Consider the following 14,681-nt stretch of genomic DNA (forward strand, 5'->3'; position numbering starts at 1 on the left):
GTTCGCGAATTTCATAGCAGAGAACCATGGGCTGGGCACTTTGTGCGCAATGCGGAACCCACTCGACCGGGGTCTAGTTCACCCCAAATTCCCCCGAAACGCCTCCATCACCCGCTCATAGACGTCCCGCTTGAATGGCACGATCTCGGCGATCAGGCGGTCGGGGTCCTGCCATTTCCAGCGGGTGAACTCGGGGTGCTCGGTCTGAATGTCGATCTGGTCGTCGGTCCCTAGAAACCGCATCAGGAACCATTTCTGCTGCTGCCCGCGAAAGCGGCCCTTCCAGATGTGGGGCACGATGTCGTGCGGCAGGTCGTAGGGCAGCCAGCCGTCGGTCTCGGCCACGATTTCCACGAGGTCGGGGGTGACGCCGATTTCCTCCTGCAACTCGCGCAGGGCCGCCGCGCGCGGGTCTTCGCCCTCGTCCACGCCGCCCTGGGGCATCTGCCAGGCGTCCTCGAACCGGTCGTTGCGCTGGCCGACGAAGATCTGGCCCTGATCGTTCATCAGCATCAGGCCGACGCAGGGGCGGTAGGGCAGCTTGGCGATCTGTTCGGGGGTCATGGGGGTCTCCGGGCTTGATGTCGCCCCATTCCTAATCGGTCGTTGCGTCAGTGCAAGGGTCTGACGCGGCGTTTGGCGTGACATGACCTGCGCGTAAAGCAATGGTGCGCGCAAGCAAGGGAGATTCTGATGACCGACTACCCACACCTGCTGGCCCCGCTGGATCTGGGCTTTACCACGTTGAAGAACCGGGTCCTGATGGGCTCGATGCATACCGGGTTGGAGGAAACCGGCGACTGGAACCGGGTGGCCGAGTTCTATGCTGCCCGCGCGCGCGGTGGTGTGGCGCTGATGGTGACGGGCGGCATCGGGCCAAACCTCGAAGGCTCGGTCTTGCCGGGGGCGGCGATGATGACCAGCGACAAGGACGTGGCGAACCATTCCGTCGTCACCGATCGGGTGCATCAGGCGGGCAGCAAGATCGCCATGCAGATCCTGCATGCGGGCCGCTATGCCTATGGGCCGAAATGCGTGGCGCCCAGCCCGGTGAAGTCGCCGATCTCGCCTTTCCCGCCGACCGAGCTGGACGAGGACGGCATCGAGAAACAGATCAGCGACATCGTGAACGCCGCCGTGCTGGCCCAGAAGGCGGGCTATGACGGGGTCGAGATCATGGGGTCCGAGGGGTATTTCATCAACCAGTTCCTCGTGACCCACACCAACAAGCGCACCGACCGCTGGGGCGGGTCCTATGAGAACCGGATGCGTCTGCCGCTGGAAATCGTCCGCCGCACCCGCGCGGCGGTGGGTACCGATTTCATCATCATCTACCGGCTGTCGATGATCGACCTTGTGCCGAATGGTTCGACTCATGAAGAAGTGGTGCAGCTAGCGCAAGCGGTCGAAAAGGCCGGGGCCACGATCATCAACACCGGCATCGGCTGGCACGAGGCGCGGATTCCCACAATCGCCACCAGCGTCCCGCGCGCGGCATTTGCCTGGGTGACGAAGAAGCTGATGGGCAAGGTGGGGATTCCGGTCATCACCTCGAACCGGATCAACACGCCCGAAGTGGCCGAGCAGGTGCTGGCCGAGGGCTGCGCCGACATGGTCTCTCTGGCGCGGCCGATGCTGGCGGATGCGGATTTCGTGGCCAAGGCCATGGCCGGCGAGTCGGCCAAGATCGCGCCCTGCATCGCCTGCAACCAGGCCTGTCTGGATCACACCTTCAGCGGCAAGCTGACCTCCTGCCTGGTGAACCCGCGCGCCTGCCACGAGACCGAACTGGTGATCGAAAAGGCCGCCACGCCCAAGCGCGTGGCCATCGTGGGCGCGGGTCCGGCGGGCCTGTCCACGGCGATGACCGCCGCACAGCGCGGCCATGACGTGACCGTGTTCGACAAGGCCGACGAGATCGGCGGCCAGCTGAACATGGCCAAGCAGGTGCCTGGCAAGGAAGAGTTCTGGGGCTTGGTGGACTGGTATCGCACCATGCTGGACGATCTGAGCGTCAAGGTCGAACTGGGCCGCGAGGTTGGCGCCGACGATCTGGCCGGGTTCGACGAGGTGGTGATCGCCACCGGCGTCAACCCGCGCGACCCGCAGATCCCGGGCGAGGACCGCGACAATGTCGTGAACTATATCGACGTGCTGCGCGATAAGGCTCCGGTAGGAAAATCGGTGGCGGTGATCGGCGCGGGCGGCATCGGCTTTGACGTGTCGGAATACCTGCTGGAGGAGGGCCATTCGCCCACCACCGACCTGCCCCTGTGGATGAAGGAATGGGGCGTCGCCGACCCCGAACAACACCGCTCAGGCCTCGCGCCCGAAGGCCCTCAGCCCGAGGCACCCAAGCGGCAGGTCACGCTGCTGCAGCGCAAGAAACAGGCGCATGGCAAGGGGTTGGGCAAGACCACCGGCTGGATCCACCGCGCGACGCTTAAGATGAAGAACGTCAACTTTGTTGGCGGCGTGAACTACGAGCGAATCGACGACGAGGGGCTGCATGTCTCGTTCGGAGAAGAGCGCGCCGACCCGACCGTCATCAAGGCCGATACGATCGTTCTGTGCGCCGGACAGGTGCCCGAGCGGTCGCTGGCCGATGCGCTGATCGAACGCGGGATCACCCCGCATGTGATCGGCGGCGCCGATGTGGCGGCCGAACTGGACGCCAAGCGGGCGATCAACCAAGGCACCCGGCTGGCCACTGCGCTCTGAGCGCGGCCGTCGGTCACTCCTCGACGGTGATCGTGATCACCTCGGACAAGACCGGCGGGGAGTGCGGCACATGCCCGGCGTCGCCCAGAACCAGTTGCAGCGTGTGCGGGCCGGGGGCTAGGTCCAGCGTTACCTCGGTCTGGCCGCCGCCAAAATGCATGTGATGCGCGTCTGACGGCAGGCCATTGGATAGTTCGTCGGCCCCGTCTTCGCCCTGCCCCAGCGGCGGGCGGTCGATCAGCAGGTGATGATGGCCGGTGTTCTCCTTTTCGGTCCCGGCCGGTGCGACCCCCATGCCGCTGAGACCGAAGACGATGGTCACCGGCGACGTCACCGCGTCGCCATCGGATGGATCCACGAAATAGACCTTGGCGTCGGGATTGGATGCGGTTGGCCCTCCGGCCTGCGCGACCGATGCCACAAGGCAGAATATGCACGCGAATATGATCTTCATCATCATCTCCTTGGTCAAGGAATTGCCGATCCCAGCGTAACATGCGCAGGCAAATGCTCCAAAAACCGCCGGAACATCAGGGCGTCAAACGCCCAAGACACCACTGTTTCCGCGTTTCCGAAGCGCAAACGATCCAATTCGAAACCCTGATATTATCCCATGTCTGCCCCGTTTCCGCCCAGATTCAAGGCCATGGTCGGACAACGAACAGAAGACCTGGGGAACGAGAATGGACCGACTGACCGAAATGGAGGCCTTTGCCAATGTGGTGGACCAAGGTGGTTTCACCGATGCGGCCAAGAAGATGGGCATTTCCAAATCAGCCGTGTCAAAGCATGTGTCGAGCCTCGAGGCCCGGCTGGGCGCGCGGCTGCTGAACCGCACGACGCGCCGCGTTTCGCCGACCGAGATCGGGCTGGCCTACTACGACCGCGCCCGCCGTGTGTTGAACGACGCCGGAGAGGCCGACGCGCTGGTAACCTCTATGCAATCGGCGCCGTCGGGCCTGCTGCGGATTTCGGTTGCGACGGATTTCGGCGTGAATCACCTGTCGCCGGTCCTGTCTGAATTCCTGGCCGCCTATCCCGACATCACCGTGAACATGGTATTGAACAACCGCTATGTCGAGCTGATCTCGGAAGGGTTCGACGTGGCCGTCCGCATCGGCGAGCTGGAAGACAGCACCCTGCGCGCCCGCAAGCTGACGGAAACGGTCAAACGCATGGTGGCCGCCCCCAGCTATGTGGAACGCTTTGGGCTGCCCGCAAAGATCGACGATCTGAACGAACACAAGCTGCTGCATTACTCCAGCCAGTCCTCGGGCAATGTCTGGAAACTGACGGCGCCGTCGGGCGAAAAGCGGCAGGTGCGCACGGCCGGATGGCTGAGCGTGAATGACGGGCAGTCGCTGCTGAACGCGGCGATCTCGGGGTTGGGTATCGCCTATCTGCCCAGCTATCTGTATGCGGATGCGCTGAAATCGGGCAAGGTGGTGGACGCTATGCCGTCGCTGCCGGACGAGGTACAGGGCATCTATGCGGTGTACCCGCCGGGCCGGTTTACCCAGCCCAAGGTGCGCGCCTTCATTGATTTTCTTGTCGACTCCTTCGCTGAAAAGGGGCCGATGGACTGGTAATTCTCCCGGTGGCACCTGAACGGCCCGCGCGTCCTGCGTGGGCCATTTTTTTGGCAAGGCTCAGTTGACCAGCAGCACCGCCTCGACCCGGCGGTTCAGTTCGCGGCCTTCCGGGGTGGCGTTCGACGTCAACGGCGCCAGATATCCCACCCCTTGCGCCTGTACCCGATCGGGGGCAACGCCGTGCCGTTCGATCAGGCGGGTTCGCACGGCCTGGGCACGGCGGGTGCTGACATCGATATTCGCCTGCAGGTCTCCGGTGTCGTCGGTGTGGCCGACCAACGCCAGCCGCGCCCCCGGATTGTCCGCCAGATAGGCGGCCAACAAGGCCAACGAGGCAAACGGACCTTCGCCCAGTGCGACGGCGCCGGATTCGAAACTCAAATCATCCAGGATAACATGGCCATCGCGCGTCAGATCGGACAGAAGGCCGCCTGCGCCCTGAACCGTCTCTTCGACCACCAGGGGCGGCGGTTTTGCGCCTTGGGGTGTGACGCGGATCATCTGCAGATACCCATCGGGTGGGCTGCGGCTGACCAGCAGGGTCAGCACTTCTTCGCCGCGCGTCGCGGACAGAAAGCGATAATCGTTGATGGACACGTTCATGTCGGGGGTCGGCACCACCTCGATGGCAAAGCGGAAATCGAAACCCCCGCAGTTGCGGGCCTCGCATTCGAACACGATGTCATAGCCCTGTGCCTTCAGATGGTCACGCAGCGGCGCCAGCAACTGCAGCGTGGTGCTGGACCCCGCCTGCAGGCGCCAGGTGATCCGCTCGACCCGCCCTTCGACCGGACGCACCGGCACCGAGCCGTCGGCAAAAGGCCCGATCGGCATGTCATAGCTGTCCAAGGGGCTGATGCGTTCGCTGACCTGCCGGGCGCTGTCAGGCAGCGTCAGGGTCTGGGCCGCAACCGGCCCGCCCAGCAGCCAGATCAGCAAGGCGGCACGGCGGATCATCGCGACTGGGCGTGGTAGCCGTCATTGGGCTGCATCGCCGTTGCGCTGGCCACCCGGTTGGTCATGTTGAAGAACCCGGCCACGTTGGCGATGTCCCAGATGTCGCGATCCGAGAACCCCACGTCGCGCAGGCGCTGGCGGTCGGGCTCCTCGATCTCGGCGCTGGCGGTGGTCATCTTGGCCGCAAAGTCCAGCATCGCACGCTGGCGGTCATCCAGAGGCGCCACACGGTAGTTCATCACCAGCATCTCGCCCAGTTTGGGATCGCCCGACATCTGCCGCACTGCCGCGCCATGCGCCACCAGGCAATAGAAGCAGCGGTTGATCGACGACACTACGACCGCGATCATCTCACGCTCGAGCTTGGAGAGGTTGCTGTCGGCCAGCATCAGGTCGTTGTACATGGCCGTGAAGGCATTCAGCTTGTCGATGTCAAAGGCATAGGCCTTCAGCACGTTGGGAATCATGCCCAGCTTTTCGGTGCAGATGTCAAAGTACTTCTGCGTTTCGGGCGGCAGCGGGTCCACCATCGGCAGGTTCAGCGCGGTGGGCATGTCGGTGTCGGTCACGGCTGTCTTTCTCCTCTCAGACCAGCTGGCGGTAATGGTACTCTCCGACGTGTTCCATCCCCAGAGAGCGGTAGAGCGCGTTGGCCCCCTCATTCGCCTTGGTGCAGATCACGCTAAGGGTATGGGCGCCATTGTCCAGCGCCCAAAAGGCCGCGGCGCGCATCGCCCAGCGGCCCAGCCCCTGCCGGCGATTGGCCGGCACGATCTCGAGCGCATGCAGCATGGCGATGCCGTCGTGGATGGCCACGAAGGCGGTGCCCGCCGGCTGATCGCGGTGGCGCAGCAACAGGCCGGTCTTGGGGCCGGAGGCGCGCTCCATCACCGCAAGGCGTTCGGGGCCGATGCCCCCCTGCGCCCAGATCTCGCGCATGATGGCCAGCGGCTCCCACAGGGTAAAGACGGTCACCGGCGGCACCGGCTGCTCGGTCAGCCGCGCGACCGGGCAGGCATAGATGTTGACCGGATCGAGGATCTCATAGCCCCGCGCGGCCAGCATTTCGTCCAGTGCCTCATCACCCGGGCGCAGGCAAAAGATGCGTTTCTGGCCCATCGCCTGCATGGCCGCCTCGGCCGCGTCGATATCCGGCGGGGTGACCGGGCCGACACGGCTGGCCGCGGACACGCGCGAGCCGCCTCCCAGCCCTTCGCGCAGCAGGAAAGGACCCAGTTGCGTGTACCGCGCGGCGGGCCATGTGCCGTCGACGACGGCGGCCCAGTCGGGCCTCACAGGTCAAGCTCCCTTGCCAGGCGGGTGATGGCGGCGTCAATACGGGCGCCGTCGGTGCCGCGCACCACCACGTTGGCGCCGAACACGCCGTTGATCTGAAACGGGTAGCAACCGATCGACAAGTCGTCGAAATCCTGCGCCAGGGCCGACAGATTGGTGGCGATGTCGCCCTCTCCCCGGTCTACGCGCAGGGTCTGCGACAACAATGGCTTGCCTCCGGTCAGGGTGGGCAGCACGCTGGCCACCATCGCCCGGAACACCGAGGGCACCCCGGCCATCACGTGGACGTTGCCCAGGGTAAATCCCGGCGCGGTCGAGACCGGGTTGTCGATCAGCGTCGCGCCATCGGGGATGCGCGCCATGCGCAGCCGTGCGGCGTTCAGCTCCAACCCGGCCTGGTCATAATGCGCCTGCAGCAGGGCACGGGCATCATCGCGCACGTCAATATGGGCCCCGAAGGCGCGGGCGATGCAATCGGCGGTGATGTCGTCATGGGTCGGGCCGATGCCCCCGCTGGTGAACACATGGTCATAGGCCTGCGACAGCGCCTTGACGGCGGTTTCGATGGCCTCGGCGTCATCGCTGACGATGCGGACCTCTTTCAGGTCAATGCCATGCTTGGTCAATTCCTGCGCCAGAAAGTGCATGTTCGCGTCGCGGGTGCGGCCCGACAGGATTTCATCCCCGATCACCAGCATTGCCGCGGTTGGGTTGGGCATGGCGCGCTCTCCTCTTGATCGACCTTTGAGGCAGGTATAGGCCCGGAGCCATGCGCTTTCAAACCCCTCTTGTTCCCGCCCGCCTGATCCGCCGCTACAAACGCTTTCTGGCCGATTGCGTACTGGAGGACGGGCGCGAGGTGACGGCCCATTGCGCCAATCCCGGTTCGATGATGGGACTGGCCGAGCCGGGCATGAAAATCTGGCTGGAACCCAATGACGACCCCAGGAAGAAACTGAAATTCGGCTGGCGGCTGGTCGAGCACGAGAACGGCCATTTCACCGGGGTCGATACCTCGGTGCCCAATCGCGCGCTGCGGGCCGCGCTTGAGGCGGGCGAGATCCCCGAACTGGCCGCCTATGGCACCATCCGGCCCGAGGTGAAATACGGCGAAAACAGCCGTGTCGATTTCCTGTTGAGCGAGGCGGGGTTGCCGGACGCCTATGTCGAAGTGAAAAGCGTGACCCTGTCGCGCCAGCCCGGTCTGGCCGAATTTCCCGACAGCGTGACCGCACGCGGCACCAAGCATCTGGGCGAACTGGCGGCGATGGCCGAGGCCGGGTACCGAGCCGTCATGCTGTATCTGGTGCAACGCACCGACTGCAAGCGGTTCGAGCTGGCCGCCGATATCGACCCGGCCTATGCGGCGCAATTTGACGCTGCGGCAGCGAAAGGGGTTGAACGGCTGGTCTATGCGACCCAAATCACGCCCAAAGGCGTCTGGATCGGCAACAAACTGTGACGCCCGCCACCGCGCGCCCTCTGGCACTTTCTGCACAAGCAGCGTAAAGAGGGTATCGCGCGCAACAATTGGAGCCCCGCGTTGATGAAGGAACATCGTGGCCGCCTGACGAAGGACGGCATCCGCATTTACGAACAGGCTGACTTTGCCGGCATGCACGCGGCAGGGGCGGTTGCGGCGCGGATTCTGGATGACATCGCCGAGCATGTCTTTCCCGGCCAGACCACGGGCGAGATCGACCGGATCATCACCCGGATGGTCGAGGATGCCGGCGCCAACTCGGCCACCATCGGCTACAAGGGCTATCAGCACGCCAGCTGCATCAGCGTGAACCACGTGGTCTGCCACGGGATCCCGGGCGAGAAGAAGCTGAAGGATGGCGACATCCTGAACATCGACGTGACGGTGATCGTCGATGGCTGGTTCGGAGACACCAGCCGCATGTATGTGGCAGGCAAGCTGCCGCGAAAGGCCGAGCGGCTGATCCAGGTGACTCATGACGCCCTGTTCAAAGGGATCGAGATGGTCAAGCCGGGCAACACCTTTGGTGATATCGGCCATGCCATCCAGTCCTACGTTGAATCGCACCGCATGAGCGTGGTGCGCGATTTCTGCGGGCACGGGCTGGGCCGGGTGTTCCACGCGCCGCCGAACGTGCTGCATTACGGCCGCCCGGGCACCGGCGCGGTTCTGGAAGAGGGCATGTTCTTTACCATCGAGCCGATGGTGAACCTGGGCCGCCCCGAGACCAAGACCCTAGCCGATGACTGGACCGCCGTGACCCGCGACAAGTCGCTGTCGGCGCAGTTCGAACATTCCGTGGGTGTCACCGCGGACGGGGTCGAGATCTTTACCCTGTCACCGGGCGGCAAGTTCCACCCGACCTACTGATCCTGATCCCGCTGCGCGCGCCACAGGGCGAGCAACAGCGTCTCTTGCCCCCAAGGCGTCACCGCGTCCTGGATGAAGACGGGCGCGCGGCGCGGTTTGGGTTCTGGCCCTGTCTCGGTCTCGGCACTCTGCGCGGGAACCAGCGGGAAAATGGGCATGGCGTGGTCCATGACCCGCAACATAGCACGGCGCGGCCCCGGGTCCAAAAAAGGGCGGTTCAGCCCCGCCACATCAGCGAGATATGGGTGTCGCCGTATTTGCGCGCATCGTGCAGCGTGAAGCCCTCGGGCGGGGCCATCGGGGCGTTCTCTTCCCAGACCACCAGCGCGTCATCGGCCAGCCAGCCGCCCTTGAGCGCCGCGGCAAGCGCCTTTTGCCCCATTCCCTTGCCATAGGGCGGATCGAGGAAGATCAGGTCGAACGGCGCGCCGGGATTGTCGCCCAGCCGTGTCGCGTCGCGGCGGATCAGGGCGGTGCGGTCGGCGCTGCGGGTCAGGTCGATATTCTTGCGGATCAGCCCCTGCGCCACCCGCCCATCATCAACCAAGGTGACATGCGCCGCGCCGCGTGACAGCGCCTCGAGCCCCAAGGCACCAGTGCCGGCGAACAGGTCCAGCACCCGCAGCCCATCGAAGTCGACAAGGTGGTTCAGCACGTTGAACAGGCTTTCGCGCACCCGGTCGGTGGTGGGGCGCAGATGCGCACCCGCGTCCCCCTTGCCGACCGAGGCCAGCGCCCGGCCCCGGAAATCTCCGGCGATGATCCTCACGCCTTGAGCAGCGGCTTCAGATCCGCTGCGGGGTCGGCTACCACCGCCGGATCGGCGGTTTTGCCCGCGTCGATCAGGCGCTTGCCGACCATGTAGGCGCGCGGGTCGTTCATCGCATCCACCGCCAGCAACTGATCGCCCCGGTAATACCAGAACGAGGTGGTCGCCCCCTCGCCCTTGCGGGTGACGACGTGGTCATAGCCCGTGTTCAGCCCGGCGATCTGCAGCTTCACGTCATACTGGTCCGACCAGAACCAGGGCGTGGCCACGTAATCCTTGCCCGCGCCCAGCATGTTCTGCGCCACCACCTCAGCCTGGTCGATCGCATTGGGCACGCTTTCCAGACGGATGCGTCGGCCCTTGTAGGGGAACGAGGCACAATCGCCCGCCGCCCAGATATCGGGGGAGGAGGTGCGGCCCTGCGCGTCGGTCTTGATGCCGTTCTCGATGGCAAGCCCGGCCATCTCGGCCAGTTCGGTGGCCGGGGTGATGCCCACGCCGACCACCACGAAATCAACCGCCAGTTCCGTCCCGTCGCCCAGCACCGCGCCGGTGACCTTGCCATTCTCGCCGGTGATCCGTTCCAGCCCAACGCCTTCTCGGATGTCCACGCCATGGGTGCCGTGCAGCGCGCGGAAATAGTCGCTGGTCTCGGGCGCGGCGACACGCTGCAGGATGCGGTCGGCCATCTCGACCAGCGTCACCTGTACGCCGCGCTTGGCACAGACGGCTGCGGCCTCGAGCCCGATATAGCCGCCGCCCACGATCAGCGCCCGAGCGCCTTCGATCACGGCGGGGGCCATCACGTCCACATCGGCCAGCGTGCGCACCACATGCACGCCCTCCAAGTCTCCGCCGATCGCGGCGGGCAGGCAGCGCGGATGCGAACCGGTGGTCAGGGCAAGCTGGTCGTAGGAGATCACCTCGTCGCCGATGGTCACGGTCTTGGCGGCCGGGTCGATCGCCGTCACCTGCTGACCCAGCCGCAGGGTAATGTTGTTTTCGGCATAGAAACTCTCGGGGCGCAGGAACAGCCGTTCCAATTCCATCTCGCCCAGCAGGTAGGCCTTGGACAGCGGCGGGCGTTGATAGGGCAGCACGGGCTCAGCCCCGATCAGGGTGATCGCCCCGTCAAACCCGCCCTTGCGCAGCCCGGCCACCAGTGACGACCCCGCCTGTCCGGCTCCGATCACGACGATATGGCTCATCTGGTCCGCCCCCTGTCGATTTCCCGTGGCTTGTGCCACCCGCCCACCTATATTGCGGCAAGGAGCGAGTTTGCAATTTCAAACGACAGGAGCATGAAGATGATTTCAACCGGCGACACCCTGCCCGAAGCAACCCTGATCCAGATGGGCGAAAACGGACCGGAAGAGGTGCGGCTCTCCAGCAAGGTCAAGGGCCGCAAGGTGGTGATCTTTGCCGTGCCCGGCGCGTTCACCCCCACCTGCCACTCGGCCCATGTCCCCAGCTTCATGCGCACCAAGGACCAGTTCGCGGCCAAGGGCGTTGACGAGATCATCTGCGTGTCGGTCAACGACCCCTTCGTGATGAAGGCCTGGGGCGAGGCCACGGGTGCGACCGCGGCAGGGCTGACCATGCTGGCCGATCCGGCCTCGGAATTCACAAAGGCGATCAGCATGGATTTCGACGCCCCGCCCGCCGGCCTGATCGCGCGCTCCAAGCGCTATGCGATGCTGGTCGAAGACGGCAAGGTCGTGGCGCTGAACCTCGAGGAAAGCCCCGGTGCCTGCGAGATTTCGGCCGGAGAAGGCCTGCTGGCGGTTATCTGACCGCTAAAAGGAAACCCAACCGCAGGCGCCCGCCCGGGCGTTTGCAAATGGCCGGATAAACGGCAAGGAGGATCTTGATGGCCTACATGAAAACACTGGCTGGGATCGGCGCCATGGTCGCTCTGACCGCCTGCGAGGTGCCTCAGTCTCCTGTCGTTACCGGCCCCGACGGGCAGGCCCGCATCCAGATCAATACATCGGGTCTGACCTGCTATCAGACGCGCTGCCTCGACATCAATCCGGCCGCGCGCAGCGTTCGGATGGTGGGCAACCGCACCACAGGCATTCCGCGCGAAATAGATGTCAGCGATGGCACCGTGACCCCGGCCGAGTTCCAGCGGCTGGGTGAGGTTGCCCTGCTGGCCGGCGGAATGGGGTCGCGCGGCGACCGCGGCTAGAGCAGGCTGTCCATCTTGCGCGCCAGCTTGGCGTCCTGAGACGACAGGCCGCCCACGTCATGGGTTGTCAGAACCACCTCGACCGTGCGATAGACGTTGGACCATTCGGGGTGGTGGTTCCACTTTTCGGCAAAGATAGCCACCTTGGTCATCCAGCCAATGGCATCGACGAAATCGTCGAAGATGAAGGTCTTGGTGATCGCGTCGCGGTCCTCGACCATGGTCCAGCCGTTCCTAAACAGCGGGTCCAGCAGCGGGCCGCGGGTCTCGGTGGACAGAAGTTCGCTCATTGCCGTTCCTCCGGGTTGGCTTTTCTGAACGGGCCGTAATCCGTCAGAATCTCGATCTCTTCCCCTACCGCGCGGGCTTCGGCCTCGAGGTACCGCGCGACGGCGTCCGCGAAGCCGGGATCGGCGATCCAGTGCAGGCTGTGCGTGCGCGTGGGCAGGTAGCCGCGCGCCAGCTTGTGTTCGCCCTGCGCGCCGGCCTCGACTCGGGCCAGCCCCTGCGCGATGGCAAAGTCGATCGCCCTATAGTAGCACAGTTCGAAATGCAGGCAGGGATGATGTTCGGTGCAGCCCCAATAGCGCCCGAACAAGGTTTCGCGCCCGATGAAGTTCAGCGCGCCGGCCACCGGGTATCCGCCCCGCTCGGCCAGCACCAGCGCCATGTCATCGGCCATGGTTTCGTGAACGATGTCAAAGAATTGCCGCGTCAGATAGGGCGAGCCCCACTTGCGCGCGCCGGTATCCTGATAGAATTCCCAGAACGCGTCCCAGTGTTCGGGGCGCAGATCGGCGCCGGTCAGGGTTCGGATCTCGCCGCCGAAGGCGTTGGCCTGCGCCCTTTCCTTGCGGATGTTCTTGCGCTTGCGCGAGGACAGGGCGGCGAGGAAATCGTCGAAATCGGCATAGCCATCGTTCAGCCAGTGAAACTGCTGCGAATCGCGCGCCAGCAGGCCCATCTGCTGCCCGGCCAGCGCCTCGGCCTGGGTGCAGAAGGTGACGTGCAGCGACGACAGGCGGTTGTCGGCGGCCAGTTGCACCGCCCCCTGCACCAGCGCCGACATGGCGATCCCGTCATAGCCGGGCCGTGTCAGGAACCGCCGTCCGGTGGCCGGGGTGAACGGCACCGCGATCTGCAGTTTGGGATAGTACCGCCCGCCCGCATTTTCATAGGCATGGGCCCAACTGTGATCGAAGATGTATTCGCCCTGGCTGTGCGACTTGGCATACATCGGCGCGGCCCCGATCAGCAGGCCGTCCAGATAGGCGGTCAGGTATTGCGGCTGCCAGCCTGTGCCCCGCCCGACCGATCCGCTGTCTTCCAGCGCGCGCAGGAACCGGTGCGTGGTGAACGGGTCCAGCGGGCGGGTGCCGTCGGCGGCCTCGGGGCAGGCGCAACTGTCCCATTCGGCCGCCGGGATCTGATCCAGCGTCGACAGAACCCGGATCTCGATCTGTGACTGGTCCATGTGCCCTCCTGCGTCCCCCTGAACTATCTGTGACGCCGGCAGCCGGGTTCAACCCGGAATGGCGGCCAGATAGTTTTCGAAGGTCACGTTGTCGGCCACCTTTCGCGCCTCGGCCTCCTGTTCGGCCGAGCGCACCGTCCAGCACAGGATCGGCACGCCTTGCGCCTTCAACTCGGCCACGCGGGGGCGGGCCAGGTCCTGCACCTCGTGGCTGATGAAGCTGGCGCCAACCCGGTTGAAATCGGGGATGTCGCGCAGGTGGTCGCAGACCTCGGCCGGCAGATGCTCGACTTCGGGCTTGTAGGAACAGGTCGTCAGCCCACGCGGAATCTCCGGCGCCAGCCGGGCCAGCTCGGCCACGGAGTTGGGGTTGAACGACATCAGCGCGACCGGACCGTCATAGGACTTCAGCAGCGCGACCGCATCCCCTTCCAGCCGCCCGTCCACAGGCCCCATCGCACCGTGCTGATCCTTGAACTCGATCAGCAACGGCACGCGGCCCGCCACCAGTTGCAGAACTTCCTCAAGCGAGGGGATCCCCTCGTCCCCGTGCAGCAGCGGAAGGTCCGCGGCCTCGGCCCGGGTGATCTGCTGGATCGCGCCGGACTGGCCGGTCAGGCGCGTCAGGTCATAGTCGTGGAAAACCATGGCATGGCCGTCCGACGTCATCTGCAGGTCAATCTCGATCCCGTAGCCCGCAGCAATGGCGGCCCGGATGGCCGCCCGGCTGTTTTCCGGGCGGGTCTGGCGAATGTCATGCAGCGCCCGATGCGCAATCGGCGCGCCCATGAACACACGAGGCAGAGACGGTGTCATTGGATCTCGAAAATCCCTTCGATCTCAACCGCGACGCCCAGCGGCAGCGACGCGGCGCTGACGGCCGAACGCGAATGGCGGCCCGCCTCGCCCAGCGCCTCGACCAGGAAATCGGACGCGCCGTTGATCACCTGCGGCTGGTCGGTGAAATCGGCGGTCGAGTTCACGAAACCGGTCAGCTTGATCACACGCACCAGCTTGTCGATGTCCCCGCCGCAGGCCGCCTTGACCTGGGCCAGCAGGTTGATGGCACAGACCCGGGCCGCCGCCGCACCGGCCGCGACATCCATATCGGCGCCCAGCTTGCCGGTGATCAACGCATCGTCCTTCGAGATCTGGCCCGAGACATAAACGATGTTGCCTACCCGCACGAACGGCACGTAATTGGCCGCCGGCGCCGGGGCGTCCGGCAGGGTCACGCCCATGGATTCCAGTTTTGCCGCGATGCTCATGTTCTTGTCCTCAGCTTCCGGTCTGTTTTCGGGACGCTAACCGGGAACGGGATTCGCGAA

The 14,681-nt window shown here is 65.0% G+C and carries 19 protein-coding genes; 6 read left to right on the forward strand and 13 right to left on the reverse strand.

The window, feature by feature from the left end; all coding sequences use genetic code 11:
• Window positions 1–78: 78 nt before the first annotated feature.
• Complete coding sequence (locus AC2FMD_RS13800) at window positions 79–564, reverse strand: RNA pyrophosphohydrolase (RefSeq protein WP_496742578.1); 486 nt, start codon at window positions 562–564, stop codon at window positions 79–81.
• Window positions 565–693: 129 nt separating this feature from the next.
• Between AC2FMD_RS13800 and AC2FMD_RS13805 the strand changes: the two genes are divergently transcribed.
• Complete coding sequence (locus AC2FMD_RS13805; RefSeq protein ID WP_496795121.1) at window positions 694–2,721, forward strand: FAD-dependent oxidoreductase; 2,028 nt, start codon at window positions 694–696, stop codon at window positions 2,719–2,721.
• A gap of 13 nt (window positions 2,722–2,734) precedes the next feature.
• Here AC2FMD_RS13805 and AC2FMD_RS13810 read toward each other — a convergent pair whose 3' ends face one another.
• On the reverse strand, window positions 2,735–3,178 hold the full coding sequence (locus tag AC2FMD_RS13810) for a DUF4399 domain-containing protein (RefSeq protein WP_496689422.1): 444 nt from the start codon (window positions 3,176–3,178) through the stop codon (window positions 2,735–2,737).
• A 226-nt stretch (window positions 3,179–3,404) separates the two neighbouring features.
• Between AC2FMD_RS13810 and AC2FMD_RS13815 the strand changes: the two genes are divergently transcribed.
• The gene (locus AC2FMD_RS13815) at window positions 3,405–4,310 is read left to right on the forward strand and encodes a LysR family transcriptional regulator (RefSeq protein WP_149774265.1); all 906 of its coding nucleotides are present in this window, start codon (window positions 3,405–3,407) and stop codon (window positions 4,308–4,310) included.
• Between the two features lie 60 nt (window positions 4,311–4,370).
• Here AC2FMD_RS13815 and AC2FMD_RS13820 read toward each other — a convergent pair whose 3' ends face one another.
• From AC2FMD_RS13820 to AC2FMD_RS13835, 4 genes are read right to left on the reverse strand one after another with little or no spacing between them, the layout of a single operon-like run.
• Window positions 4,371–5,270, reverse strand: coding sequence for an OmpA family protein (locus AC2FMD_RS13820; protein ID WP_496742576.1), 900 nt, complete (start codon window positions 5,268–5,270; stop codon window positions 4,371–4,373).
• Complete coding sequence (locus AC2FMD_RS13825; RefSeq protein WP_496689420.1) at window positions 5,267–5,824, reverse strand: peroxidase-related enzyme; 558 nt, start codon at window positions 5,822–5,824, stop codon at window positions 5,267–5,269. The genes AC2FMD_RS13820 and AC2FMD_RS13825 overlap by 4 nt, the downstream gene beginning before the upstream one ends.
• A gap of 31 nt (window positions 5,825–5,855) precedes the next feature.
• Window positions 5,856–6,566, reverse strand: coding sequence for a GNAT family N-acetyltransferase (locus tag AC2FMD_RS13830; protein WP_496742575.1), 711 nt, complete (start codon window positions 6,564–6,566; stop codon window positions 5,856–5,858).
• Window positions 6,563–7,285: a competence/damage-inducible protein A gene (locus AC2FMD_RS13835; RefSeq protein WP_496679968.1), complete on the reverse strand. Its 723-nt coding sequence runs from the start codon at window positions 7,283–7,285 to the stop codon at window positions 6,563–6,565. Before AC2FMD_RS13835 ends, AC2FMD_RS13830 begins: the two co-directional genes overlap by 4 nt.
• Window positions 7,286–7,335: 50 nt before the next feature.
• Here AC2FMD_RS13835 and sfsA point away from each other — a divergent pair, with 50 nt between their 5' ends.
• Together sfsA and map are read left to right on the forward strand one after the other, a co-directional pair.
• Window positions 7,336–8,028, forward strand: a complete 693-nt coding sequence (sfsA, locus tag AC2FMD_RS13840; RefSeq protein WP_496710846.1) for a DNA/RNA nuclease SfsA — start codon at window positions 7,336–7,338, stop codon at window positions 8,026–8,028.
• Between the two features lie 84 nt (window positions 8,029–8,112).
• Window positions 8,113–8,919, forward strand: a complete 807-nt coding sequence (gene map / locus AC2FMD_RS13845; RefSeq protein WP_496742574.1) for a type I methionyl aminopeptidase — start codon at window positions 8,113–8,115, stop codon at window positions 8,917–8,919.
• Here the strand turns inward: map and AC2FMD_RS13850 are convergent.
• The 3 genes from AC2FMD_RS13850 to AC2FMD_RS13860 are packed head-to-tail and all read right to left on the reverse strand — an operon-like array spanning window position 8,913 to window position 10,896.
• Complete coding sequence (locus AC2FMD_RS13850) at window positions 8,913–9,089, reverse strand: hypothetical protein (protein WP_496742573.1); 177 nt, start codon at window positions 9,087–9,089, stop codon at window positions 8,913–8,915. The two genes, map and AC2FMD_RS13850, sit on opposite strands and share 7 nt — an antisense overlap.
• Before the next feature lie 47 nt (window positions 9,090–9,136).
• Window positions 9,137–9,688 (reverse strand): 16S rRNA (guanine(966)-N(2))-methyltransferase RsmD, encoded by a 552-nt coding sequence (rsmD, locus tag AC2FMD_RS13855; RefSeq protein ID WP_496742572.1) that lies wholly within the window; start codon window positions 9,686–9,688, stop codon window positions 9,137–9,139.
• Window positions 9,685–10,896 (reverse strand): NAD(P)/FAD-dependent oxidoreductase, encoded by a 1,212-nt coding sequence (locus AC2FMD_RS13860; protein WP_496742571.1) that lies wholly within the window; start codon window positions 10,894–10,896, stop codon window positions 9,685–9,687. Before AC2FMD_RS13860 ends, rsmD begins: the two co-directional genes overlap by 4 nt.
• Before the next feature lie 99 nt (window positions 10,897–10,995).
• Between AC2FMD_RS13860 and AC2FMD_RS13865 the strand changes: the two genes are divergently transcribed.
• Complete coding sequence (locus AC2FMD_RS13865; protein WP_496680145.1) at window positions 10,996–11,481, forward strand: peroxiredoxin; 486 nt, start codon at window positions 10,996–10,998, stop codon at window positions 11,479–11,481.
• A gap of 77 nt (window positions 11,482–11,558) precedes the next feature.
• Window positions 11,559–11,879 carry a hypothetical protein gene (locus AC2FMD_RS13870; RefSeq protein WP_496689351.1) on the forward strand — a complete coding sequence of 107 codons (321 nt, stop codon included), beginning with the start codon at window positions 11,559–11,561 and terminating at the stop codon, window positions 11,877–11,879.
• On the opposite strand, the gene AC2FMD_RS13875 is transcribed toward AC2FMD_RS13870, so the two are convergent.
• The 4 genes from AC2FMD_RS13875 to AC2FMD_RS13890 are packed head-to-tail and all read right to left on the reverse strand — an operon-like array spanning window position 11,876 to window position 14,621.
• Window positions 11,876–12,169 (reverse strand): 4a-hydroxytetrahydrobiopterin dehydratase, encoded by a 294-nt coding sequence (locus AC2FMD_RS13875; protein ID WP_496795122.1) that lies wholly within the window; start codon window positions 12,167–12,169, stop codon window positions 11,876–11,878. The two genes, AC2FMD_RS13870 and AC2FMD_RS13875, sit on opposite strands and share 4 nt — an antisense overlap.
• Complete coding sequence (locus tag AC2FMD_RS13880; protein WP_496743292.1) at window positions 12,166–13,353, reverse strand: GNAT family N-acetyltransferase; 1,188 nt, start codon at window positions 13,351–13,353, stop codon at window positions 12,166–12,168. Before AC2FMD_RS13880 ends, AC2FMD_RS13875 begins: the two co-directional genes overlap by 4 nt.
• A 48-nt stretch (window positions 13,354–13,401) precedes the next feature.
• On the reverse strand, window positions 13,402–14,169 hold the full coding sequence (locus AC2FMD_RS13885; RefSeq protein WP_496795123.1) for a glycerophosphodiester phosphodiesterase family protein: 768 nt from the start codon (window positions 14,167–14,169) through the stop codon (window positions 13,402–13,404).
• A complete protein-coding gene (locus AC2FMD_RS13890; RefSeq protein WP_496679985.1) occupies window positions 14,166–14,621 on the reverse strand; it encodes a RidA family protein in 456 nt (151 codons plus the stop codon). Before AC2FMD_RS13890 ends, AC2FMD_RS13885 begins: the two co-directional genes overlap by 4 nt.
• Window positions 14,622–14,681 lie beyond the last annotated feature (60 nt).

The organism is Ruegeria sp. BHSC276, assembly GCF_059612945.1.